Source organism: Pseudarthrobacter sp. HLT1-7 (assembly GCF_059383435.1).
Window position 1 is genome coordinate 78,701 of record NZ_JBWZCH010000003.1, and the last position, 23,985, is coordinate 102,685.

Below are 23,985 nucleotides of genomic sequence, written 5' to 3' on the forward strand. Positions count from 1 at the left end.
CTAGCGCCAGGTACCGACGCCGATGACGGGACCGGCCTCGAGCCAGGACGAGAGGCCCGTGTACGCGTCGAATCTCATCGAGAGCAGGACCTCGTGCCCTTCGTACCGGAGTTCAACGATCACGGCGTCGGGCGGGACATTGACAAGCTCGGATTCGGTGGGCTTGCGCCGGCCGATCAGCTCCAGGGAACTGCGGCGGAAGGTGTGCTTGGGCCGCGTGCTCAGCGAGGCAAGGCGGAACCATTCAAGGTCGTTGTCCTGATAACGACAAACCCCCATCTGCCAGCTGTTTCCAGCCGTGCTAATGGAGGCGTCCACCGTGCCGAGGGCGCGCCGCAGATTGAAGCGGCGCGCCCCCGAAAGGCACAGTGCGAGTACCAGCAACGCAAAGATCGTTGCCAGGACGATGAACGGAAAACCAGTAACGTTCATCAAGGTCGTGCTAGCGGATCCCCGCAGTAGCCGCGTCGCCCATTTGGGCGTTGTCAGCAACAATGACCACCCTGTTGTTGTCGACGGAGAAGAACCCGCCGTCGACCACTACAGCGATGCGGTCACCGGACACCGGCTCGATCGCCAGTTCACCTTCGGCCAGAATCGCCAGCAGGGGCGAGTGGCCGGGCAGGATTCCGATTTCACCATCGCTGGTGCGGGCCTTGACCATCTTGGCCGCTCCGGACCACACGAAGTGGTCCGCTGCGACAATCTCAACCTCAAGCTCAGCCATATTACTTGGTCTGTTCCTGGATCTTGGCCCACTGGCGCTCGACATCGTCCAGGCCGCCGACGTTGAAGAACGCCTGCTCTGCGATGTGGTCAAGCTCGCCGTCGCAGATCGCCGTGAAGCCTTCGATGGTGTCCTTGATGGACACCGTGGAGCCTTCGACGCCGGTGAACTGCTTGGCGGTGTAGGTGTTCTGCGAGAGGAACTGCTGGATGCGGCGTGCGCGGGACACGACGATCTTGTCTTCTTCGGAGAGTTCGTCAACGCCGAGGATGGCGATGATGTCCTGGAGTTCCTTGTTCTTCTGCAGGATCTGCTTGACCCGGACGGCCGTGTTGTAGTGATCGTTGCCGATGTACTGCGGATCCAGGATGCGCGAGGTTGACGTCAGCGGGTCAACGGCCGGGTACAGACCACGGGAAGCAATTTCACGGGAAAGTTCCGTGGTCGCGTCGAGGTGTGCGAAGGTGGTGGCCGGTGCCGGGTCGGTGTAGTCATCTGCGGGAACGTAGATGGCCTGCATCGAAGTGATGGAGTGGCCCTTGGTGGACGTGATGCGCTCCTGGAGGAGACCCATCTCGTCAGCCAGGTTGGGCTGGTAACCCACGGCCGACGGCATGCGGCCGAGGAGGGTGGAAACCTCGGAGCCTGCCTGGGTGAAGCGGAAGATGTTGTCGATGAAGAGCAGCACGTCCTGGTTCTGCACATCGCGGAAGTACTCCGCCATGGTCAGCGCAGACAGGGCGACCCTCAACCGCGTTCCCGGCGGCTCATCCATCTGGCCGAAAACAAGGGCAGTGTCCTTGAGGACGCCTGCCTCTTCCATTTCAACCCAGAGGTCGTTGCCTTCACGGGTACGCTCGCCAACACCGGCGAACACCGAGGTGCCGCCGAAGTTGCGGGCGACACGGGTGATCATTTCCTGGATCAGCACGGTCTTGCCCACGCCGGCGCCGCCGAACAGGCCGATCTTGCCACCCTTGATGTACGGGGTGAGAAGGTCAATGACCTTGATGCCGGTTTCCATCATCTCGGTGGAACCCTCAAGCGTCGCGAAGGCGGGAGCCTTGCGGTGGATGGGCCAGCGCTCCGTGATCTCCAGTTCCGACTCAGCCACGTCAAGCGGCTGTCCGAGGACATTGAAGATGTGTCCCTTGACGACGTCGCCGACGGGCACGGAAATGGGGGCACCGGAGTCCACGACGGCGGTACCGCGGACAAGTCCGTCGGTTGCCTGCAGGGAGATGGCGCGAATGACGTTGTCGCCGAGGTGCAGGGCAACCTCGAACGTGATCGTCTTGGTCTCACCGTTGAGAGTAATCTCCGTGGTGAGGGCGTTGTAAATCGAGGGGATTGCGTCAGCCGGGAATTCGACGTCGACAACCGGGCCAATAACACGTGCAATACGGCCGGTAGCACCGGTCGTCGCGGCTACGTGTTCGGTAGCAGTGGCAGGCATCTCTCTCACTTCACTCAGTAGATGGCGTTGGGGTTAAGTTTCAACGTTGGTGCAGGTACAGCCGGATCCGGGCTCGCGGAGGTCAGGACGCGTTCAACGCGTCGGCACCGGCCACGATCTCGGAAAGCTCCTGCGTAATTTCAGCCTGGCGGGCAGTGTTGCGCAGACGCGTGAACTTCTTGATGAGGTCCGTGGCATTGTCACCGGCGGACTTCATTGCCCGCTGGCGGGCAGCGAGCTCCGAAGCCGCTGCCTGCAGCATCGCCGCGAAGATGCGTGATTCGATGTAGCGCGGCAGCAAAGCATCAAGAACCTGCTCTGTTTCCGGCTCGAATTCGTAGAGCGGCAGGAGGTCCGACTCGGACGCAGCCTGCTCTTCGACAACCTCAAGCGGGAGAAGACGGATAACCGTCGGCTCCTGCGTCACCATGGATTTGAAGCGGGTATAAACGACGTGGATCTCGTCCACGCCGCCCTCTTCATAGGCCGTTGCAAAGTCAGCCAGCAATGCCTCGCTGATTTCCTTTGCGGTGGCGAACTCCGGTGCGTCCGTGCCGCCGGTCCAGACACGTCCGTAAGGGCGGTTCCGGAAGTCGAAATACGCCTGCGCCTTGCGGCCCACCAGGTACATCTTGACTTCTTTGCCCTCCTCGACGAGCAACTCGTTGAGGCCTTCGGCCTGCTTGAGGACACTCGCCGAATACGAACCTGCGAGGCCACGGTCCGAGGTGATGACCAGGACGGCGGCCCGACGGATCTGCTCCGGCTCGGTGACCAGCGGATGGTCGATTTCGCTCTGGCTTGCGACGGCAGAAACGGCGCGCGTGATGGCGTTTGCGTAAGGCAGTGAAGCTGCTACGCGTGCCCGGGCCTTGCCGATGCGCGAGGTAGCGATCAGTTCCATCGCCTTGAAGATCTTGCGCATCGACGTCGTCGAGGTGATCTTCTGGCGGTAGACCCGAATCTGGGCTCCCATACTTATCCTTTCCTAAGATCCCGATGGCAGGGACTGCCGGAACCCCAGAGGGCCCCGGCATTCCCGGCCAGCGAAACTAGCGCTTCTGCTTGACGATTTTTTCCTGGTCGACCTGCGCCTCGTCGATGGCGGAGTGTTCCTCATGCCCCGCACCGACCAGGTGGCTGTCGCCCTCGCCGAAGAAACCCTTCTTGAAGGCCACGATCGAGGTCTTCAGGGCTTCTGCGGTGTCATCGCTCATGACGTTGGTCTGCGCCAGCGTCGTCAGGATGGAGGACTTGTGCTTGAGGTGCTCCAGGAACTCGGTTTCGAAGCGGTTGATGTCTTCAACCGGAACTTCGTCGAGGTAGCCGTTGGTGCCGGCCCAGATGGAGACCACCTGGTTCTCAATCGGGAACGGCGAGTACTGGCCCTGCTTGAGCAGTTCCATCAGGCGTGCACCACGGGTCAGCTGCTGGCGCGATGCGGCGTCGAGGTCCGACGCGAACATTGCGAAGGCCTGCATATCGCGGTACTGGGCCAGTTCCAGCTTCAGGGTACCGGAGACCTTCTTCATGGCCTTGACCTGGGCTGCGCCACCGACACGGGAGACGGAGACACCCACGTCGACGGCGGGACGCTGGTTGGCGTTGAAGAGGTCCGACTGCAGGAAGATCTGGCCATCGGTAATGGAGATCACGTTGGTCGGGATGTAGGCCGAGACGTCGTTTGCCTTGGTCTCGATGAGCGGCAGGCCGGTCATCGAACCTGCACCGAGCTCATCGGACAGCTTGGCACAACGCTCGAGCAGGCGGGAGTGCAAGTAGAACACGTCGCCCGGGTAGGCTTCGCGTCCCGGCGGGCGGCGGAGCAGCAGTGACACTGCACGGTAGGCCTCGGCCTGTTTGGAAAGATCATCGAACACGATGAGGACGTGCTTGCCACCGTACATCCAGTGCTGGCCGATCGCCGAACCGGCGTACGGAGCAAGGTACTTGAAGCCGGCAGGGTCAGACGCGGGGGAAGCCACAATGGTGGTGTATTCCAGTGCGCCGTTGTCCTCGAGGGTCTGACGGACGGCAGCGATCGTGGATGCCTTCTGGCCGATGGCCACGTAGATGCAGCGCACCTGCTTGTTGACATCCCCGGAAGCCCAGTTGGCCTTCTGGTTGATGATCGTGTCGATGGCGATTGCCGACTTGCCGGTCTGGCGGTCACCGATGATCAGCTGGCGCTGGCCGCGGCCGATCGGAATCATGGCGTCGATAGCCTTGAGACCGGTCTGCATCGGTTCGTGGACCGACTTGCGCTGGGTGACGCCGGGCGCCTGCAGTTCCAGCGCACGGGTGGTCTCAGCCTTGATCTCGCCGAGGTCGTCAATGGGCTCGCCCAGCGGGTCGACAACACGGCCGAGGAAGGCATCGCCAACCGGCACGGACAGAACCTGTCCGGTGCGGTGGACTTCCTGGCCTTCTTCGATTCCGGCGAAGTCACCGAGGATGATCACACCGATCTCGCGGACGTCGAGGTTCTGGGCCAGGCCCAGGGTTCCGTCTTCGAAGCGAAGCAGCTCGTTCGCCATGACCGAGGGAAGGCCCTCAACACGGGCGATGCCGTCACCTGCGGTTGTTACACGGCCAACCTCTACGCGCTCGGCGTTTCCGGGTTCGTAGGACGCCGCGAACTCGTTCAACGCATTACGGACGTCGTCGGCGTTGATGGTCAATTCGGCCATCTGCAGTCCCTGCTCTCCTGTTTTCGTGATCATCGTTGCTCACGATGACCGGGGTTTCGTTTCGGTAAGTTGTGCTTGTCCGGCTAACCGGCAAGCTGACGGTGGAGCTGGCCCAGGCGGGCGAGAACCGAAGCGTCAACCACTTCGTCACCGACCTGGATCCGGATGCCACCGATCAGTGCCGGGTCAACGTTCAGGTTGATCTTGAGCTCGCGCCCGTAGAGGGCGTTGAGCCCGGCCTGCAGGCGGCTCGTCTGTGCTCCCGTCAAGGGACGGGTAACGCCGACGGTTGCAATCCAGCGCTGTTGGCGCTTGGCTGCGAGTTCGGCGAATCGACGGACAAGCGTGGTTACCTTGAGGCCGCGGGGCTGCGAAACTGCCTGCCCGATGAGGACTTTCGCTTCCGCGCTTGCACCGGGAACGAGCTTTTCGGCGAGGGCGATCTTGGCTGCCGGGCTCGCCTGCGGCTCGGACAGAGCACGCTGCACCTCGTGGTTGGACCCCACGGCCTGGTTGAAGGAGAACAAATCGTTCTCCAGCGTTTCCAGTCCGGTGATTCCCGAGGCAGAGACGGCCGACTTGTTCTCAGCGACGGCGATTACCACCGAAGCAGCAAGAGTCTCGAGTGCATCGCCGATATCCCGGGCCGATGCCCAGCGTGAGCTGGCCAGTCCGCTCGCGATTTCCACAGCTTCGGCACTGACCTGACCGCCGAAGAGCTGCTTGACCAGGGCCGACTTTTCGTCACCACTACGGGACGGGTCAGTCAGGGCGCGGCGCAAGCCAGCCGAACTGTCCACCGTTCCCAGGATTCCGAAGAGTTCATTAGCCAACTGCAGCGAGGCGAAAGGAAGCTTGGCTTCCAGCGACACCAGCGCCACGGTCAGCGATTCGCTCGATACACCTGCCATTACTTAGCTGCACCTGCGCTCTGGTTCTCCAGATCCGCCAGGAAACGGTCAACCACACGGGCCGAACGCTGGTCATCGTTGAGCGACTCGCCAACAATGCGTCCTGCCAGGGTGGTAGCCAGCGTCCCGACCTCCGCGCGGAGGGACACAACGGCCGCCTGACGCTCGGACTGGATAGCCGCGTGGGCCTGGGCCGTGATGCGGGCAGACTCGGCAGCTGCCTTCTCCTTCAGCTCCGCAAGGATCTGAGCGCCTTCGGCACGTGCTTCCTCGCGGATGCGGTTGGCCTCGGCACGGGCATCCGTGAGCTGCTGCTTGTACTCCTCGAGTGCCGCGGAAGCCTCCGCCTGGGCCTTTTCAGCCTTAGCAATGCCGCCTTCAATGGCCTCGGCACGCTCTGCGAAGGTCTTCTCGAACATCGGGACAACGTACTTGACCACGATGAACATGAGGACAGCAAAGCCGGCGATGACGACGCCCATTTCCCAGGGGTTGGGAATTAGAGGATTAGTACCCTCAACGGCGGCTGAGATGATCAGCTGATTCATAATTCACCCGTCCTTTTCTACTCGGTTCTGGATTTTCGCTTAGTTCTGAAGAACCGCTAGAGAACGAAAGCGAAGACCAGGCCGAGGATGGCGAGGGCTTCAGTCAGCGCGAGGCCGAGGAATGCGATCGGCTGCAGCACACGCTGAGCTTCCGGCTGACGTGCCACACCGTTGATGTACGCGGCAAACACGAGACCCACACCGATACCACCGCCGATGGCGGAGAGGCCGTAGCCGATGAGGTTGAGGGAGCCGTTGATGGAGCCTTCCATTTTTCTTCCTTTCAAGATGCCACCCATGTGGCAGGTTGTTTGGGTTGCTTCATCCCCGCGAGGGGAAGTTTTGGGGTGCCTAGTGGCTGTCCGCGTGCAGGGCGCCTTCGATATAGATGGCAGTCAGCAGCGTGAACACGTAGGCCTGCAGTGCCATGATCAGCGCTTCCAGCATGTACATGGCGATCGCACCGACCAGCACCAGCACCGAGGTGCCCTTGAGGAGCAGATTCTCCTGCAGGACGAGGTACTCAATGCCGGAACCGGCGATCATCACGATCAGGTGGCCGGCCAGCATGGTCGCGAACAGACGGAGGCTGTGCGTGACGGGGCGGACCAAGAAGTTGGAGATGATCTCGATCGGAATGACGATCGGAAGGATATAGATCGGGACACCGGTGGGAACGGTGGCCAGCTTGAAGTACTTCAGGCCGTTCTTCTTGACGCCGATGGCGATCCACGTGATGTAGACAATTCCTGCAAGCACGTAGGCGCCGCCGACGTGCGAGAAGCTCGGGAGCTGGATCAGCGGGATAGCACCGTAGATGTTGTTCACCAGGATGAAGAAGAACAAGCTGAACAGCAGCGGGACGTACTTCATGAAGTCTTTGCCGCCGATGATGTCCTTGGCAATGCCGTTGCGGACGAAGCCATAGGCGGCTTCACCTGCAAATTGCATTTTGCCGGGGACAAGCTGGCCCTTGCGGGCAGCTAGCAGAAAGAATGTAGCGATAATTACGACCGACAGAATTACCAGCAGCATCTGCTTGGAGAATCCGTCCACCGCCCCCCACGGCAGAATTGCCGGCAGGTGGATTTCGTCAATTCCAGGAGGCGTAAAAGTTCCTGAATCTTGGGCCGGGAGCGCAAGCGCGATCAACGCGTTTCCTCTCTGCAGTGTCCATCATTGGGCGTTGGTCGGAGAGCGGCGACGTTTCCGTCAGCCTTTCCCCGTGTGAAATTATTTGGCATTACTGATCCTCGTCCTGCGACGGGCCACTTGCAGCATTGTCCCCGCCAGCCGAATTACCCGAGCTGGTGAGACCGTGCATATGTGAAAGATAGAACCCTCCCGCGGCTCCAAGCAGAGCGCCTGCGAGCACAATCCAGCGGGTTCCCCACAGATTATCCAGACCCCACCCTATCAAACTCCAGACGATGATTCCGCCAACAATATAGCTGAAGACGGCAATCCCGGCGTTGTATCCGCCATCCCTGCCGTTCTCGGATACACCGGGGGCTCCGCCCCTGGTTCCGGGGGTTTTGGGCTTGTTTCCACGTCCGTCTCTGCGGCTAGACATCGGTTGCCCCTTCCCTGGTCTCGGGGTCGTTGTAGATCTGCAGCCTGGCCGAGCTGAAGCCGAAGATCTCCGCGGCCTGCCACAACACGACGGTCACGACGGCGCCTGCCAGGAACCAGCCCCGGGACAGCCAGTCGGGGGTGCCGATGGCAAAAAGCACCACGGCAAAGCCGACCACCTTGATGAAGTACGTTGCGGCGAAAAGACCGATGGCGCCGGAGGGGTTATTCCGGCCAGCGAAGTGGCCGATCACCAGGCTGATGGCAAAGAAGGCCATGACCAGGGCCCCGCCGAAGATCCACGAAAGCGCGGCGGCCATGCCGGTCATGAGCAGGGCTGCCACCGCTACCAGCAGCAATGCGCCGCCGCTGACGGCCGAACTCATCCCCAGCAACCTCAGCCACAGGGACTTTGTGGGACCGGAAACGCCAACGGATCCGTTGCCGGACGTCGGTCCGGGTTCGGCGTTGGAGCTCATAAGATCCCAATCGTCGCGGGGCGGGTGCTGGCAAGAGGTCGCGGCGCGAAGCCGCCCCTAAATTCTACATGAGATAGAACATGGCGGTGCCCGGATCCGGCTGGGCCGGCCTGCGGCCAAGCCCGCCGCCTAGGAAACAGGGATCCGGGTGACTTTGGGCCGCCTCCGGAAGTGCCGGATGAGGTCAGGGGAAGATAAGTACAGTGCCAGCACCGCAAGGCTCCCGGCCACACACAGGGCCACTGTGGGCAGCGTCGCCGTGGCGGCGACAAACCCGAGAACGATGACGGCGGCAGTGCACAGTGTGACCGCTGCGGTCGACTGCAGGTGGGAGAAGCCGACGTCGGTCAGCCGCTGGTAGACGTGCTCCCGGTGGGACGCGTACCACCGCTCTCCCGCCTTGATCCTGCGCAGCAGGGTGAACCCGGTGTCCGCGACATAGACCAGGATCGGCGACAGGACGTATTCAATGTAGACGCCGCTAAAGAACCCGGCCACCGCGAGAGCAGCAACCGAGGCGCCGAGAAGGTAGCTTCCGACGTCGCCCAGGAAAACGGAGCCCCGGGAGAGGTTCCAGGGCAGGAAGCCGAGGAAGGCCAGGGCCAGCACCGCTCCCCCGGCGGTGAGCCAGGGCTGATCGGCGAAGACACCGGCCGCCGCATAGGCTGCGCCTGCGGTGACACCGTGCAGGCCCGATATGCCGTTGACGCCATCCATGAAGTTGGCGATGTTGATGTACGCGGCAATTGCCAGCGCGGCCAGCGGAAGCCACCAGAAAGACTGACCGGTCAGCAGGATAAGCACTGCTGATCCCGCGGCTCCGATGCCCAGTTGCGCGGCGGCACGGCCGCGGATCGAGAGTCCGCGCAGGTCCTCGATCCAGCCCACGGCCGCGCTGGCCGCAACGATTCCCAACACAACAAGGAAAACGGAGCGGTCCACGGTGACGGCGCCGAGGAGCATCGCCGCCAGGTACCCAGCGGCGGTGGCCAGGGCGACGGCCACCCCCATGCCGCGGATGGTGGTCCGGTCGTGGGAGGACCTGGCGGATGGAACGTCCACGACTCCCATCCGGACCAGCCACGGCTTGACCGCGAACGGCAGCAGCAGGCTGGCGAGCAAGGTGATGCCGGCTGCCAGGACGAGGGGCATCATGATGCCGCCCTGATGCTGTCGCCCGCTTCGTCCGCTTCGTCATCGGGGATGTCAGCGATGTCCAGTCCTTGCTCCGCCTCACAGCGGGCCAGCCAGACCTCAAGGTCCAGCCCGGCCGGGTCCTGTTCGTGGGCCTGGGTGTGCGAGATTTTCGGATGCAGCGGGCGTTCGTCCAGCTCGCCGACCCCAACGAGTTCCTCGTGGAGTTTCTCACCGGGCCGCAGCCCCGTGTAGATGATCTCGACTTTCTTACCGGACATCGCAATCATGCGCTGGGCCACGTCCAGGATCCTGACGGGCTCCCCCATGTCCAGGATCATGACCTCTCCGCCGTGGCCAATGGCGCCGGCCTGGATCACCAGCTGGCAGGCCTCCGGGATCGTCATAAAGAAACGCGTGACCTCGGGATCGGTTACCGTCACCGGCCCGCCCACCCGGATCTGCTCCGTGAACAGCGGCAGCATCGATCCCCGGCTCCCCATCACGTTGCCGAACCGGACGGACACGAAGCTGCGGCCGGTCTGGCCCGCCATCCAGGCGGCGAGTTTCTCGGCAACGCGCTTGGAATGGCCCAGCGCAGTGGTCGGGTTCGCGGCCTTGTCCGTGGAGATGTTCACGAAGTGCGACGCACCGGCCCGTTCCGCGGCGCGCAGCACATTGAGCGTGCCCAGGACGTTCGTCTTCCAGGCTTCGATGGGGTACTGCTGCAGCAACGGCGCGTGTTTGAGCGCGGCGGCGTGGAACACCACATCGGGACGGCGCTCATCGAAGATCGCCTGCAGCGCCGCCCCGTCGCGGATGCTGGCCAGCACGGTGTCGCGCCCCGCCAGCAGCCCGCGGCCGGTAATGGAGATTTGGGTGTGCTGCAGTCCGGTTTCGTCGTGATCCAGCATGATCAGTTCTGCCGGGGAGAACAGCGTGATCTGCCGGCACAGCTCGGAGCCGATGGAGCCGCCGGCCCCCGTGACCAGCACGCGTTTGCCCTTGATATAGCCGGCAATCTCGTCCACTTTGATGTCGACGGGCCGGCGGCCGATCAGGTCCTCCACCGCCACATCCCGGAAGTCGGAAAACCCGTCCGGCGCCCCTCCGCCGAGCATGTCCCGGAGTGGAGGAAGGACCAGCACCCTGACATTCAGGCCGGCGACGGCGTCGGAAATCCGCCGGACGACGGACGCTTCCACATGGGCAAAGGCCAAGACAAGCACCGTGGCACGGGTGCGCCGGATAATTGCGGGCAGGTCATCGCCGCGGCCCAGGACCTGGACACCGGAAAGCCGCAGGTGCTTCTTGGCGGGATCGTCATCGATCAGGCCTGCCGGGAAGTACGGAGAATCGGAGTCCTGCAGCATCCGGGTCAGCAGGGAGTTGCCGAGGAAACCCGCGCCGTAGATCAGGGTGTTTTGGGCCCCGTCTCCGGGGCGGTTCTTACTCTCCACATACAGCCGCTTGGCATAGCGGGCGGCACCCATAAAGAGGCAGGCAAACGGGAAAGCGATCAGCCCGACGCTGCGGCCGATCCCGATGGCTTCGTAAAGCACCAGCAGGCTCAGTGTGACCGAGGCGGCCACAATCACCGTGACGAAAACGAGGGCTTTGGCCTCCTGGAAGCTGCCGAACGGGTACCTGCCGCGGTACAGGGCGAGGGCGTAGCCGGCCAAGGCCTGGACAACGACGGCGATGCCCATCACGATGGTGGCATTGACCAGCTGGTCTTCCCGGATTCCCATTTCGTACCGCAGCAACAAGGCCAGGACGATCGCCACAACCCAGGACATCGAGTCGAGGAACAGCTGGATCCAGATCCAGAGCGGGGGCTTCTCGTCCCGCACTGCGTCGGGTTCGCGCGCTTCAGATTTCGTAGTCAACAGAGATTGCAACCGACTTCCAGTACCACGGCGGCCAGGCGCCTGTTTCAAAATACCCCGCCGTATAACTGCCGGACAGTACCGGGGCCTATCACGATACTAATCGCAATCACCTGCGAAGCCCGGGTCGGCGAACGCCGGGAGGAGCCGGTTCACCGAGATCCGGGCGTCAGCCAGGCCGGTTCCCGGCCTGCTGCGGAGGTACCGGCGGCATCGGCTGCCAGTTCCGGTCGGCGAGGATGCCGCGCGATTCGCGCCATCCCTGCCAGAGGGCGCCGGCACCCTTCAGCGTCCGTTCAACCAGCACCAGGCGCACGAGTTCCTTCAGGTACGTCAGGGCCGTGCCGGCTCCGAATCCCGGCCGATTGAACTTGCCGTGCGCCCGCAGATACTGGGCCACGTGGCCCCGGTTCCGCATCACATAGCGCCGGCTCAGGTCGGAAGAGTCGTTGAGATGGCGCACGCCCAGGTCCACCTGGCGCTGGGCCCGGACCTTCCTGATCACAAAGGCGTTGACGTAGACCACCGGCGTCTGCTGCGCCGCGAGCCAGCCATAGACCAGATCGTCCCAGGTGATGAAGAAGCGGGGGTCCGGCAGCCCGATCGTCCTGGCCACCGACGCCCTGATCAGCATGCCCTCAAAATTTCCCACGTTCGTGGGAAAAACATCGGACTTCCGGAAGACATCGCCGGAGACTGGCAGGAAGATACCCAGGGCATCGACGAAGCGGTGCTGCCAGAAGAAGGGCTTGCCGGCGGCGTCGTATCTGCGGCCGATCAGGCAGGAGTAGTCGGACGTGAACTTGTCCAGTGCCTCGATGGCCCCCGGGAGGACCTCGACGTCGTCGTCCATCATCCACAGCCACTCCGCACCGCCCTCAAGGGCAAGCTCGACGCCGCGGGAGAAACCGCCGGAGCCGCCGACATTGGCGGACAGCCGTTCGTACTGGATTGGCGGCCCGCCGGCGGCCGTGGCGCGGGAGACAACCTCAGCGGTGTGGTCGCTGCTGGCGTTGTCCACCACGATGATCCGGTCCGGGCGGGTGGTCAGGCGGCCGAACGAGTCGAGCAGATTCTGCAGGAAGTCTGCACGGTTGTAGGTGACGACGACGGCGAAGAGTTTTTTCACGGCGGCCTAGCTGTTGGTCTGCATCAGCCGGGCGGGTGAGCCGAAGCCCTTTCCGCGGAAGCCGGTGGAGTAGGCACGGAACCAGTGCGCCAGCCCCTTGAGGTCGCCGGTCTTCAGGAAGTAGTACGGGAAGCCCACAATGTCCGCGCCGAACCAGCGCAGGTTTCGGTACTTCCGCGTAAGATAGCCGCGGTTGCGGAAGTAGCAGTACCGCTTGAAGTCGCCCTCCGGGATGACCGGGGTGATGAACCCGCCGAAAACCGGCTTCATTTCCGTCCACGTGGCGGGGTGCCGGACCGCGACGGTGGCCAGGGTGCCGTACTTGAGGCCTGCCTTCTTGACCCGGGAAAGGAAGTCGACTTCGTCACCGCGGATGAAGAACTTCACGTCCGGAATGCCGATCTTGTAGAAGACTTCCGTCCGGATCAGGGCGCCGTTGAAAAAGTGCACCATGTCGGGAAGGTAACCCATCGGGGCAAGCCGGGAGCGGTCGTTGGTCAGGAGTCCGTTGATCCGGAAGTTAAAGGAGAGCCGGTCCGGATCGGCGGTCGCTGCCACCAGCGGGCTGACAATATCTAGGCTGTGCTCCTCGGCGGTCCTGAGCAGTTCCGCCAGGCAGCTCGCGTCCTCGGGGTGGCCGTCGTCGTCCATCATCCAGATCCACTCGGCGCCGCTGGCCATGGCGGCCAGGATCGCGTAGGCGAACCCCCCGGCGCCGCCGAGGTTTGCCTCGGAGCGCAGGTAGTTGATGTTATCGCCGCCGGCGTTCACTACCCCCGTCGCCGGAACGGTGCCCGAGTCCACAAGTGCGATCGAGTGAATGGGGGCGGTCTGCTTGGCCAGCCCCGTGAGCAGTAGGGCGAGTTCCTCGTGGCGGTCAAATGTGACGGCCGCGACGGCGACTTTGGGCTGCATGTCAGTTCCTCGGTGAATCGTCGACGGCGGGTACACCGGGGCTGTCGGTTCCGGCGGGCGGGGTCACGACGTCGGCCGGTTCCTCACTGACGGGCGGGCTGTCGGTGCTGTCGGCACCGTCGGCGGGGGTCTCGACGTCGGCGGTGGTCACGACGTCGGCCGGTTCCTCGTCGATGCCTAGCACCCCCGGGACCACTTCGCGCAGCCGTGCCAGGCTGATGGCGCCCTCGCGGACCACCCGCAGCGGAAGGGCTGTGGCGTCAATGATGGTGGACGGCAGCGCCTCGGTGCCCTCCACCGGGCGGTGTCCGCCTTCAAGGTACACCTCCACGGACTCCGCGAGCTGGGATTCGGCGTCCGCGGCGGTCTGCGCGGCGGCGTGGCCGGTCCGGTTGGCCGAGGAGACGGCCAGCGGCCCGGTCAGGGTGAGCAGGTCCTGCGCGATGTCGTCGGCCGGGATCCGCAGCGCGACGGTGCCTCTCGTCTCGCCGAGGTCCCAGTCGAGCGAGGGCTGGGCGTGCAGGATGAGGGTCAGTCCGCCGGGCCAGAAGGCCTCGGCGAGGCGCCGGGCCTCGGCCGGAACATCTGCGGCGAGTCCGTCGAGAGCGTTGAGCCTCGGGATGAGCACGGGTGGCGGCATCTTCCGGCTGCGGCCCTTTGAGGCAAGGAGCAGGGTTACGGCCTGGGGCGAAAAGGCATCCGCGGCAATCCCATACACGGTGTCGGTGGGGAACACCACGCACTTGTGCTCCCGGATGGCCCGCTGGGCGTGTTCAAGTCCTGCGGCGCGCTGGTCGGCGGCCGTGCAGTCGTAGCTAGTGGTCACTGCCCTATCCTTTCATCACTTCTTGGGTTGGCCGGACTACCGGGGCGGCCGCCCGGGCGGCGAGGACCGCACTGGTGGCCCGTTCCTTGCCGTTGAGGTCCAGATGGGTGCCCACCCCGGTCCACAGTCCCGAGCGGTTCAGCATCGCGGCGATCCAGCCCGCCTGGACTTCGGCGTGTTCCATCACAAAGTAGCCGCCTGGGACCAGCAGCCGGGCCGCAGACGCGGCGGCCGCCGTCGGAAGTTCCATTCCGTCCGCTCCCCCGCCGTACAGGGCCTCGGGCGGATCATGCAGCGCCACCTCGGGCTCCTTGGGGATGGCCTGGGCGGGTATATAGGGAGGATTGGAGACGACGACGTCGAAGGTGCCGTTGTGTTCGCCCAGCGCATCGCGCAAATCACCGCGGACCAGGTTGACCCCGAGTGGCAGCAGGTTCTTCGCGGCCCAGGCATGGGCGAACTCGCTGAACTCCACCGCGTACACCTCGGCGCCGGGAACCTCGTGGGCAACCGACCCGGCGATGGCGCCGGATCCGGTGCCGAGGTCCACCACCCTGGGCCGCGCTATCCCCTGCAGCCGGTCAATCACCAGCTGCACGACGGATTCGGTTTCCGGCCGGGGAATGAACACCCCCGGGCCCACCGCCAGCTCCAGATAGCGGAAGTGCGCCACTCCGGTGATGTGCTGCAGCGGGATGCGCCGGGCGCGCTCCGCGACGAGTTCGTTGTAGCCCTCGGGCGCCGGCGCGTCGCCCAGCAGCAGGGCGCGGAGCCGGCCGAGTCCGACGCCGAGCAGGTGATCAGCGAGGAGTTCGGCGTCGACCCGCGGGCTCGGAACGCCGGCAGCGGCCAGGACGGCCGTGGCGTCGCGGACCGCCTCCGCCAGGCTTGGCCCTGATTCGTCTGTCATCAAACCGGGTCCGGTACTAGTCGCCGATGGCGTCGAGGCGGGCCTGTTCGTCCATCTCGATGGCCGACTGGATCACCTGTTCCAGGTCGCCGTTCATGACCTGGTCCAGGTTGTAGGCCTTGTAGCCGGTGCGGTGGTCCGCGATCCGGTTTTCCGGGTAGTTGTAGGTGCGGATACGCTCGGAGCGGTCCATGGTGCGGATCTGCGACTTGCGCTGGGCCGAGTTCTCGGCGTCGATCTGCTCCTGCTGGTGGGCCAGTATCCGGGCACGCAGCACGCGCATGCCCGCTTCACGGTTCTGCAGCTGCGACTTCTCGTTCTGCATGGCCACCACGATTCCGGTGGGAAGGTGGGTGATGCGGACGGCGGAGTCGGTCGTGTTCACGGACTGGCCGCCGGGGCCGGAGGAACGGTAGACGTCGATCTTGAGATCGTTCTGGTTGATCTCGAGTTCTTCAGGTTCGTCCACTTCGGGAAGCACCAGCACGCCGGCAGCCGAGGTGTGGATGCGGCCCTGGGATTCCGTCACGGGGACGCGCTGCACCCGGTGCACGCCGCCCTCGAACTTCAGCCGCGCGTAGACGCCCTCGGCCGGATCGTTCGAGCTGCCCTTGATGGCCACCTGGACATCTTTGTATCCGCCCAGGTCCGATTCGTTGAAGGAAATCATCTCGGTCTTCCAGCCGCGGGTTTCCGCGTACCGGGTGTACATCCGCAGCAGGTCAGCGGCGAACAGGGCAGCCTCGTCGCCGCCCTCACCGCCCTTGACCTCGAGGATCACGTTGCGGGCATCGTCCGGATCGCGCGGGATCAGCAGCCGGCGCAACTCCGCCGCGGCCGTCTCCAGCGCAGCCTCCAGCACGGGCACCTCCGCAGCAAACTCCGGGTCCTCCCCCGCCATTTCCCGGGCGGCCGCAAGGTCATCCTGGATTCCATGCCAGGCATGATAGGCCTCGACAATGCCGTTCAGCTGCGCGGAACGCCGCCCCAGTTTCCGGGCAGCCTTCTGGTCAGCATAAACAGCAGGATCCCCAAGCTGCGCCTGGATGGCATCATGCTCATCCAACAGGCCCTGTACGGACTCAAACATTTCAAAACCTCTTTCGACTCTCTCAAGTCTAGTTACTGCAACGCGGGGTCACATACGGCCCATGTCCCGGGCCCTCATGGGCTCTATGTGACCCCGCGTTGCTTTTTGACGCGGAGGAACCGGCTAACTCAGGATCCGCTTTAACGCAACAACCGCTCGAAAAATTGGCGGCCAGGGAACGGCCGCCAATTTTCGAGCGGTTGACTCAGCTATTTGTCGTTATCGGACTTCGCACCAAGCGTCGTTTTCTGCACCTGCATGAGGAACTCGACGTTGCTCTGGGTCTCCCGGATCTTGTTGGTCAGCAGCTCAAGGCTCTGCTGCGTTTCGAGTCCGGAAAGGACGCGGCGCAGCTTCCACATGATCTTGACTTCCTCGGGGGACAGCAGGTTTTCCTCCCGGCGGGTACCGGACGCATTGACGTCCACGGCCGGGAAGATGCGCTTGTCCGCGAGCTGGCGGGACAGGCGCAGTTCCATGTTGCCGGTGCCCTTGAACTCTTCGAAGATGACCTCGTCCATCTTGGAGCCGGTCTCGACGAGCGCGGTTGCCAGGATGGTGAGCGAGCCGCCGTTTTCGATGTTGCGGGCTGCACCGAAGAAACGCTTCGGCGGATACAGCGCTGCGGAGTCCACACCACCGGACAGGATGCGGCCCGACGCCGGCGCTGCCAGGTTGTAGGCGCGGCCCAGCCGGGTCATCGAGTCAAGGAGCACCACGACGTCCATGCCCATTTCCACGAGACGCTTGGCGCGCTCGATGGAAAGTTCGGCCACGGTGGTGTGGTCGTCGGCAGGACGGTCGAACGTGGAGGCAATGACCTCACCCTTGACGGTGCGCTGCATGTCCGTGACTTCTTCGGGGCGTTCGTCAACGAGCACCATCATGAGGTGGACCTCAGGATTGTTGATGGTGATGGCGTTGGCGATGGACTGCAGGATGAGCGTCTTGCCGGCCTTCGGCGGCGAAACGATCAGGCCGCGCTGGCCCTTGCCGATCGGGGCAACCAGGTCGATGACCCGCGGACCGATCTTTTTGGGGTCCGTCTCCAGGCGCAGGCGCTCGGAGGGGTACAGCGGGACGAGCTTCGCGAATTCGACGCGGTCCTTGAGTTCCTCGGGCGTCTTGCCGTTGACCGAGGTGATGCGGACCAAAGCGTTGAACTTTTGGCGGGCGGACTGCTGCTGATTCGCTTGCTGGGACTCGCCTTCACGCGGTGCACGGATGGCGCCGACGACGGCGTCGCCCTTGCGCAGGTTGTACTTCTTGACCTGGGCGAGGGAGACATACACATCGTTCGGACCCGGCAGGTAGCCGGATGTGCGGATGAACGCGTAGTTTTCGAGCACGTCCAGGATACCGGCGACAGGCACCAGGACATCGTCCTCGGTGACCTCGACGTCGTCGACGTCCGGCCCCTGGACGCGGCCCCGACGGCGGTCGTTGCGGTCGCGGAAGCGGTCGTTGCGCGGGGTGTTGTCGCGGCTGTCCTGGCCACCGGAGCGGTCGGGACGGTCATTGCGGTCGTTGCGGTCACGCCGGTTGCGGCGGTTCCGGCGGCTGCCGCCGTCAGCGTCGTCGTTGTCGCGGGCGTTGTCCCGGTTACCGGCGTTGTCCCGGTTACCAGCGTTGTCCCGGTTACCAGCGTTGTCGCGGTTACCGGCGTTGTCCCTGGCAACTGCGGTCTCGGCGGTGTCGCGGCCGCCACGGGTGCGGGTGTTCTCGCGGCGCTGGCCGTCGTCGCTGCCCTGCTCCGCCTGGCGCTGATCGGTGCGCTGATCCGTGCGCTGTTCGGCGGGGGCCTGCTCGGCCGGAGCTTCGCTACCATCAGCACTCTGGGCTGCGGCTTCGCTGCGGCGGCGGTTGCGGGTACGCGGCTGGCGGGTGCGTTCGCCGGCTTCCGTCCCGCCGGAAACGGCGGCGCCGTTATCAGCAGAACCGGTCTCGGCAGTGCCGGTCTCAACGGAAACCGCGGGGGCCTCCGTCGGAGCGGCTGCGGCCGGGGACTCGGCGGCGGGCGTCGTGATGACGCCGTCGCTGCCTGCGCGGCGGCTGCGGCCACGGCCCCGGGCACGGGGGTTTTCCTGGGCGGGAGCCTCGGACTCGGCGGCCGCCGGCGCAACCGCCGGAGCAGCGGCGTGGGCTGCGGTGCCGTTGCTGCTCGCCTTATCGGCGGCGCTGGCCGGGGCCTTGCTGACCGGAGTGCCTGCACGGTGCGCCGAAATGGCTGAGACCAGATCGCCCTTCCGCATCCGGGAACCGCCGGGAATCCCCAGCTGGCTGGCAAGAGCCTGGAGCTGGGCGAGCTTGAGGCCGGCAAGGCCACTGCTCTTGGCGGGTGCTGCCGTAGACGATCCGGCAGCAGAAGATGATGTTTCCACAGCTAAAGACAGCTCAGTGGTTTCGGTCACGAAGGATCCTTCCCCCTCGACGGCGTCCAGACTAGGAGCTGGACGCGATGATTTGATCTGGGCTGCAGTTCAGATCTGCAGCCGGGATTTCGGCTTTGCCGGATGGATATTGGCCGGCAGGGCCGGATACTGCTTCACCTGGTTCCGAAATTAAGGAACGACGGGCTGACAATTCAGGGGTGCAGAGCTGATGTCTGCGGATTCCTGCATCAGACCAAAAGCAGGTGGCACCGGAAGATATTGCGCAGTGAAAGATGAGAGAGGCAACTTGGCCAACATCGCGGTCTTACGAACAGTAACTGATTTACCGCCTGCGTGATTACCGCCGGTGCACTTCCACTTTAGCACCTTCACCGTCGACGGCCAGCGTCATCACACGCCAGCCCACCTCCGGCGTGTTGCCTGCCGTAAAGGCGCCGATGAAGTCCACCACCGTGCGGGCCTGCACTGCCCCGTTGGCGAGAACGAGCACGGTCGGACCGGCCCCGGACACCACGGCGGCGTGGCCTTCGCGCCGCAGTGCGGCGATCAGGTCCGCGCTGGGCCGCATCGCCTGGGCCCGGTAGCTTTGGTGCAGGTAGTCCCGGGTTCCGGGAAGCAGGAATTCCGGCTTCTGCGTCAGCGCGTGGATCAGCAGGGCAGCCCGGCCCGAATTCATCGCCGCCGCGTGGTGACCCACCGAGGCAGGCAGCAGCGCGCGGGCGGCTGCCGTTGACAGCTCGAAGTCCGGGACGGCGACGACGGGAATCACCGAACCAGCCACAGCCGCGCGGGTGCTGCTGTACCGGTCACTGTCCTGCCATGACAGCGCCAGTCCGCCGAAAATTGCGGGGGCAACGTTGTCAGGGTGGCCTTCCATCTCACTCGTCAGCTGCAGGATCCAGTCCTTGTCCCGGCGGGACGCCTCCGGAACCAGGGCGTTGGCCGCGGTGACGGCCGCGACCACCGCGGACGCCGAGGAACCCAGGCCGCGGCCGTGCGGATTGACGTTGTCGGCGGTGATCCGCAGCCCCTCATGGCGGAATCCCAGGCGATGCAGTGCTTCCGTGATGGCCTTGACTACGAGGTGGCTCGCGTCCCGGGGCAGTGTCTGGGCACCTTCGCCGCTGAGTTCAAACTCGAGCTCGCCGCTGGCCAGGGTCTCCACCGTCAGGGTGTCATGCAGCGACAGTGCCAGGCCCAGGCTGTCGTAGCCGGGCCCCAGATTGGCGCTCGTAGCCGGCACCCGCACAGTCACGAGCTGCCCGGCCGGAATCGCCGGCGCACCGGCAGCGGACTCGGCCGGGATGGTGAGGGTGGTTTCCACGGCTATTGATCTTCCAGTCCCAGGGCGGTGGCGACGGTAACGACGTCGTTGGCGACCTTCACCGGCTCCACCTCGCTGCCGTCTTCCGTGCGCAGGGCCCACTGCGGGTCTTTCAGGCCGTGGCCGGTGACGGTGATCACGATGGTCTTACCCGCGGGGACTTCCCCGGCGGCGTGCTTCTTGATGAGTCCCGCGACGCCGGCGGCAGAGCCCGGTTCCACGAAGACGCCTTCACGGGCCGAGAGCCAGCGGTGGGCGGACAGAATTTCCTCGTCCGTCACGGCTTCGATCACGCCGCCGGATTCGTCGCGGGCGGCGATGGCGCCGTCCCAGGAGGCAGGGTTGCCGATCCGGATCGCCGTCGCAAGGGTGTCGGGCTCGGTGATGGGGTGGCCCGCCACGAACGGCGCGGCGCCTGCAGCCTGGAAGCCCCACATGACCGGGGTCTTCGTGGAGACCGCGGGCAGGGTGCCTGCCGTGGCGGACTCGTACGGCGTGCAGTACTCCTTGTAGCCCTTCCAATACGCGGTGATGTTCCCGGCGTTGCCCACCGGGAGGACGTGGAAGTCCGGGGCGTCGCCGAGCGAGTCGACCACCTCGAAGGCACCGGTCTTCTGCCCTTCGATCCGGGCCGGGTTGACCGAATTGACCAGGAACACCGGGTAGGACTCCCCCAGCTTTCGGGCGATGTCGAGGCAGTTATCGAAGTTGCCGTCAACCTGCAGCAGCGTCGCGCCGTGCGCGATCGCCTGGCTGAGCTTGCCCATCGAGATCTTACCCTCGGGCACTAACACGACGCATGTGAGCCCGGCCGCCGTAGCGTAGGCCGCTGCGGAGGCGGAGGTGTTGCCGGTGGACGCGCAGACCACCGCCTTGGCGCCGGCGGCAACGGCAGCCGTCATGGCCATCGTCATTCCGCGGTCCTTGAAGGATCCGGTGGGGTTCATCCCTTCGACCTTGAGGTAGACGGCGCTGCCGGTCAGCTCGGAGAGCTTCCGGGCGTGCACCAGCGGGGTGCCGCCCTCGCCCAGGGTGATGACCGTGGTGGCCTCGGTGACGGGCAGGCGTTCAGCGTATTCGCGGATGACACCGCGCCATTGGTGAGCCACTTAGACTCCTTCTACCCGCAGTACGGATGTAACGGAATTGATGACGTCGAGACCCTTCACGGCCTCGACGGTGGCTGCCAGTGCAGCCTCGCTTGCGCGGTGCGTCACGATCCGCAGTGCCGCCGACTCAATCTTGGAGTCGGCATCGCGCTGGATGGTCTGCCGCATGATTTCAATGGACACGCCGTGCTCCGCGAAGAGCTGGGCGATCCGGGCCAGGACGCCGGGCTGGTCCGCGACGTCGAGGCCGATGTAGTAGCTCGTGGCCGCGGCGCTGATAGGCAGCGCCGGGACCTGGCCGGTGGCGGTCTCGGCGCGGCCGGGGCCCCCCAGGACGATGCTGCGGGCCGCCGAGACGAGGTCGCCCATCACGGCGGACGCGGTGGGCGTGCCGCCGGCTCCCTGGCCGTAGAACATCAGCTCGCCGGCGTTTTCGGCTTCGATGAAGACGGCGTTGAACGCGCCGCGGACCGCTGCCATCGGGTGTTCGCGCGGGAGCAGCGTGGGGTGAACGCGGACCGAGACGCCCGTCGCGCCGTCGGTGTCCGAGCCTGTTTCCCTGCCTGTGGCCCCCAGCTTCTCGGCGATCGCCAGCAGCTTGATCACAAAGCCGGCATCCTTCGCGGCGGCGATGTCCGCGGCGGTGACGGAGCTGATGCCCTCGCAGTAAACATCGGCCAGGGAGAAGCGGGTGTGGAAGGACAGCGACGCGAGGATCGCGGCCTTCGAGGCGGCGTCGTGGCCCTCGACGTCGGCGGTGGGGTCGGCCTCCGCGTACCCCAGGCGCTGCGCCTCTGCCAGGGCATCTGCGAACTGCGCACCGGTGGAGTCCATCTGGTCCAGGATGAAGTTGGTGGTGCCGTTGACGATGCCGAGCACCCGGGTGATCCGGTCGCCGGAGAGGCTGTCGCGGATGGGCCGCAGGATGGGGATCGCGCCGGCCACGGCGGCCTCGTAGGACAGCTGAACGCCGGCCTTGTCGGCTTCCTCGTGCAGCGTCGGGCCCTCTTTGGCCACCAGCGCCTTGTTGCCGGTCACCACGCAGGCGCCGTTCCGCATGGCGGTCAGGATCAGGGTCCGCGCGGGCTCGATCCCGCCCATCAGCTCAATCACCAGGTCGGCGTCCTTGACGAGGGTTTCGGCGTCGGTGGTGAACAGCTCGTGCGGCAGTTCGACGTCGCGCGGGGCCGCGACGTCGCGTACGGCGATGCCTATCAGTTCCAGCCGGGCGCCGGCGCGGGACGCCAGCATCTCGGCATCGTCCAGGAGAATCCGCGCAACCTGGGCCCCGACGTTGCCGCAGCCCAGCAGGGCCACCTTCAGGGTTCGTAATTCGGTCATTCAGACTCCCATGTCGCGGTTCAGCAAATCTTCTTCGGTTTCCCCGCGGACAATCAGCCGGGCGGATCCATCGCCCACCGCGACAACGCCCGGCCGGGCCAGATAGTTGTAGTTGCTGGACAGGGCCCAGCAGTAGGCGCCGGTCCCCGGGACAGCGAGCAGATCACCGGCTGCCACGTCCTCGGGCAGGTATACATCTCTAACAACTATGTCGCCGCTCTCGCAATGTTTGCCCACCACGCGGGACAGCTGCGGAGCCGCGGCGGACGTGCGGGAGGCAAGAATTGCGGAGTAATCCGCGTCGTACAGCACCGGACGGGGGTTATCGCTCATGCCGCCGTCCACTGACACATACCGGCGCGGGTACGTAACGTTTTCGCCGGTTGTGCCGGGTTCGGCGGCTTCGTCCGAGTCACCGGTGCCGGCCGCGGTCGCATCGACCCGCACGGTCTTGAGGGTGCCCACCTCGTAGAGCGTGAAGGTGGTGCTGCCCACGATCGCCCGGCCGGGTTCGATCGAGATCCGCGGGGCGGAGATGCCCAGCCCGGCGCATTTTGTGCGGACGACGGCGGCCATCGCCCGGGCGATCTCGGCGGCCGGGCGGGGGGTGTCCACCGGCGTGTAGGCGATGCCGTAGCCGCCGCCGAGGTCCAGTTCGGGCAGCACGATGGAGTACTTGGCCTGCATGGCGGCGAGGAAGTCCAGAAGCCTTTCCGCGGCGAGGGCGAAGCCGTCCGGTTCGAAGATCTGCGAGCCGATGTGGCAGTGCAGGCCAAGCAGTTCGATGCCGGGGTAGCCGGCGGCCGCCGCCACGGCTTCCTCGGCCGCGGAGAGCCCGGCCTGTTCGGTGGAATCCCCGGCCATGGAGAGGCCGAATTTCTGGTCCTCATGCGCGGTGGCGATGAATTCGTGGGTATGGGCGTGCACGCCGGGGGTCAGCCGCAGCATGACCTTCGCCCTTTCGCCGCGGGCGTCCGCGATCTTCGCAACGCGGTCCAGCTCAGCGAGGCTGTCCACCACGATCCGGCCCAGTTTCATGTCCAGGGCGCGGTGGATCTCGGCGTCGGACTTGTTGTTGCCGTGCAGCGCGATGTCGGCGCCTGGAATCCCGGCGCGCGCAGCGACGGCGAGTTCCCCGCCGGAGGCCGTGTCCAGCCGCAGCCCTTCTTCCTCGACCCAGCGGACCACCGCCGTGCACAGGAAGGACTTCCCGGCGTAGTAGACATCCACTCCCCCGCAGATGTCCGCGAACGCATCATTGAACGCGTCGGAAAAGGCGCGTGCCCGGCTCCGGAAATCGCTCTCGCTCAGGACGTACAGCGGGGTGCCGAACTGGCGCTGCAGTTCGCTGACGGGAATCCCGTCGATAGCGAGTTCGCCGCCGGCGGTCCGGGCCGCACCGGCCGCCCAAAGCGGCGCGTGGAGCGCGTTCAGGTCGGCGGGGACCTGCAGCCATCCGGGCGCCAGCGGGGAGGCGCCGGCGGCGGCGGCGGCGTCGGTCGTGCCGGCGGCGGACGGGATTGCGGGGTTCGCGGTCATGAT

General features: G+C 65.1%; 23 protein-coding genes. All 23 read right to left on the reverse strand.

Features of this window, described 5'->3' with window-relative positions:
• Nucleotides 1–432, reverse strand: a complete 432-nt coding sequence (locus AC50X6_RS04030; RefSeq protein WP_494964988.1) for a DUF2550 domain-containing protein — start codon at nucleotides 430–432, stop codon at nucleotides 1–3.
• Between the two features lie 10 nt (nucleotides 433–442).
• Nucleotides 443–727, reverse strand: a complete 285-nt coding sequence (locus tag AC50X6_RS04035) for a F0F1 ATP synthase subunit epsilon (RefSeq protein WP_104172348.1) — start codon at nucleotides 725–727, stop codon at nucleotides 443–445.
• A 1-nt stretch (nucleotide 728) separates the two neighbouring features.
• Nucleotides 729–2,183, reverse strand: a complete 1,455-nt coding sequence (gene atpD / locus AC50X6_RS04040) for a F0F1 ATP synthase subunit beta (protein WP_326965616.1) — start codon at nucleotides 2,181–2,183, stop codon at nucleotides 729–731.
• An 82-nt stretch (nucleotides 2,184–2,265) separates the two neighbouring features.
• Nucleotides 2,266–3,159, reverse strand: coding sequence for a F0F1 ATP synthase subunit gamma (locus AC50X6_RS04045; RefSeq protein ID WP_326965617.1), 894 nt, complete (start codon nucleotides 3,157–3,159; stop codon nucleotides 2,266–2,268).
• A gap of 76 nt (nucleotides 3,160–3,235) precedes the next feature.
• On the reverse strand, nucleotides 3,236–4,873 hold the full coding sequence (gene atpA / locus AC50X6_RS04050; RefSeq protein WP_326965663.1) for a F0F1 ATP synthase subunit alpha: 1,638 nt from the start codon (nucleotides 4,871–4,873) through the stop codon (nucleotides 3,236–3,238).
• Nucleotides 4,874–4,956: 83 nt separating this feature from the next.
• Complete coding sequence (locus AC50X6_RS04055; protein WP_494964989.1) at nucleotides 4,957–5,784, reverse strand: F0F1 ATP synthase subunit delta; 828 nt, start codon at nucleotides 5,782–5,784, stop codon at nucleotides 4,957–4,959.
• Complete coding sequence (locus tag AC50X6_RS04060) at nucleotides 5,784–6,332, reverse strand: F0F1 ATP synthase subunit B (RefSeq protein ID WP_494964990.1); 549 nt, start codon at nucleotides 6,330–6,332, stop codon at nucleotides 5,784–5,786. Before AC50X6_RS04060 ends, AC50X6_RS04055 begins: the two co-directional genes overlap by 1 nt.
• Nucleotides 6,333–6,388: 56 nt before the next feature.
• Nucleotides 6,389–6,604: an ATP synthase F0 subunit C gene (gene atpE, locus AC50X6_RS04065; RefSeq protein ID WP_282328946.1), complete on the reverse strand. Its 216-nt coding sequence runs from the start codon at nucleotides 6,602–6,604 to the stop codon at nucleotides 6,389–6,391.
• 79 nt (nucleotides 6,605–6,683) lie between these two features.
• Nucleotides 6,684–7,484 (reverse strand): F0F1 ATP synthase subunit A, encoded by an 801-nt coding sequence (gene atpB, locus AC50X6_RS04070; protein WP_494964991.1) that lies wholly within the window; start codon nucleotides 7,482–7,484, stop codon nucleotides 6,684–6,686.
• Between the two features lie 91 nt (nucleotides 7,485–7,575).
• Entirely contained in the window at nucleotides 7,576–7,905 is a 330-nt protein-coding gene (locus AC50X6_RS04075; RefSeq protein ID WP_494964992.1) for a hypothetical protein, read from the reverse strand.
• A complete protein-coding gene (locus AC50X6_RS04080) occupies nucleotides 7,898–8,383 on the reverse strand; it encodes a hypothetical protein (protein WP_494964993.1) in 486 nt (161 codons plus the stop codon). The genes AC50X6_RS04075 and AC50X6_RS04080 overlap by 8 nt, the downstream gene beginning before the upstream one ends.
• Nucleotides 8,384–8,512: 129 nt before the next feature.
• Nucleotides 8,513–9,538 (reverse strand): MraY family glycosyltransferase, encoded by a 1,026-nt coding sequence (locus AC50X6_RS04085; protein ID WP_494964994.1) that lies wholly within the window; start codon nucleotides 9,536–9,538, stop codon nucleotides 8,513–8,515.
• Entirely contained in the window at nucleotides 9,535–11,406 is a 1,872-nt protein-coding gene (locus AC50X6_RS04090; protein ID WP_494964995.1) for a polysaccharide biosynthesis protein, read from the reverse strand. Before AC50X6_RS04090 ends, AC50X6_RS04085 begins: the two co-directional genes overlap by 4 nt.
• 169 nt (nucleotides 11,407–11,575) lie before the next feature.
• On the reverse strand, nucleotides 11,576–12,535 hold the full coding sequence (locus AC50X6_RS04095) for a glycosyltransferase (protein WP_494964996.1): 960 nt from the start codon (nucleotides 12,533–12,535) through the stop codon (nucleotides 11,576–11,578).
• 6 nt (nucleotides 12,536–12,541) lie between these two features.
• Nucleotides 12,542–13,450 (reverse strand): glycosyltransferase, encoded by a 909-nt coding sequence (locus AC50X6_RS04100; RefSeq protein WP_494964997.1) that lies wholly within the window; start codon nucleotides 13,448–13,450, stop codon nucleotides 12,542–12,544.
• Between the two features lies 1 nt (nucleotide 13,451).
• On the reverse strand, nucleotides 13,452–14,276 hold the full coding sequence (locus tag AC50X6_RS04105) for an L-threonylcarbamoyladenylate synthase (protein ID WP_494964998.1): 825 nt from the start codon (nucleotides 14,274–14,276) through the stop codon (nucleotides 13,452–13,454).
• 4 nt (nucleotides 14,277–14,280) lie between these two features.
• Nucleotides 14,281–15,186: a peptide chain release factor N(5)-glutamine methyltransferase gene (gene prmC / locus AC50X6_RS04110; protein WP_494964999.1), complete on the reverse strand. Its 906-nt coding sequence runs from the start codon at nucleotides 15,184–15,186 to the stop codon at nucleotides 14,281–14,283.
• Between the two features lie 16 nt (nucleotides 15,187–15,202).
• Complete coding sequence (gene prfA / locus AC50X6_RS04115) at nucleotides 15,203–16,276, reverse strand: peptide chain release factor 1 (protein ID WP_494965000.1); 1,074 nt, start codon at nucleotides 16,274–16,276, stop codon at nucleotides 15,203–15,205.
• Nucleotides 16,277–16,485: 209 nt separating this feature from the next.
• A complete protein-coding gene (gene rho / locus AC50X6_RS04120; RefSeq protein ID WP_494965001.1) occupies nucleotides 16,486–18,687 on the reverse strand; it encodes a transcription termination factor Rho in 2,202 nt (733 codons plus the stop codon).
• Between the two features lie 319 nt (nucleotides 18,688–19,006).
• Entirely contained in the window at nucleotides 19,007–19,993 is a 987-nt protein-coding gene (thrB, locus tag AC50X6_RS04125) for a homoserine kinase (RefSeq protein ID WP_494965002.1), read from the reverse strand.
• 2 nt (nucleotides 19,994–19,995) lie between these two features.
• Nucleotides 19,996–21,102, reverse strand: coding sequence for a threonine synthase (thrC, locus tag AC50X6_RS04130; protein WP_326965633.1), 1,107 nt, complete (start codon nucleotides 21,100–21,102; stop codon nucleotides 19,996–19,998).
• Complete coding sequence (locus tag AC50X6_RS04135; protein WP_494965003.1) at nucleotides 21,103–22,443, reverse strand: homoserine dehydrogenase; 1,341 nt, start codon at nucleotides 22,441–22,443, stop codon at nucleotides 21,103–21,105.
• Complete coding sequence (locus AC50X6_RS04140; RefSeq protein ID WP_494965004.1) at nucleotides 22,444–23,982, reverse strand: diaminopimelate decarboxylase family protein; 1,539 nt, start codon at nucleotides 23,980–23,982, stop codon at nucleotides 22,444–22,446.
• Between the last annotated feature and the right edge of the window lie 3 nt (nucleotides 23,983–23,985).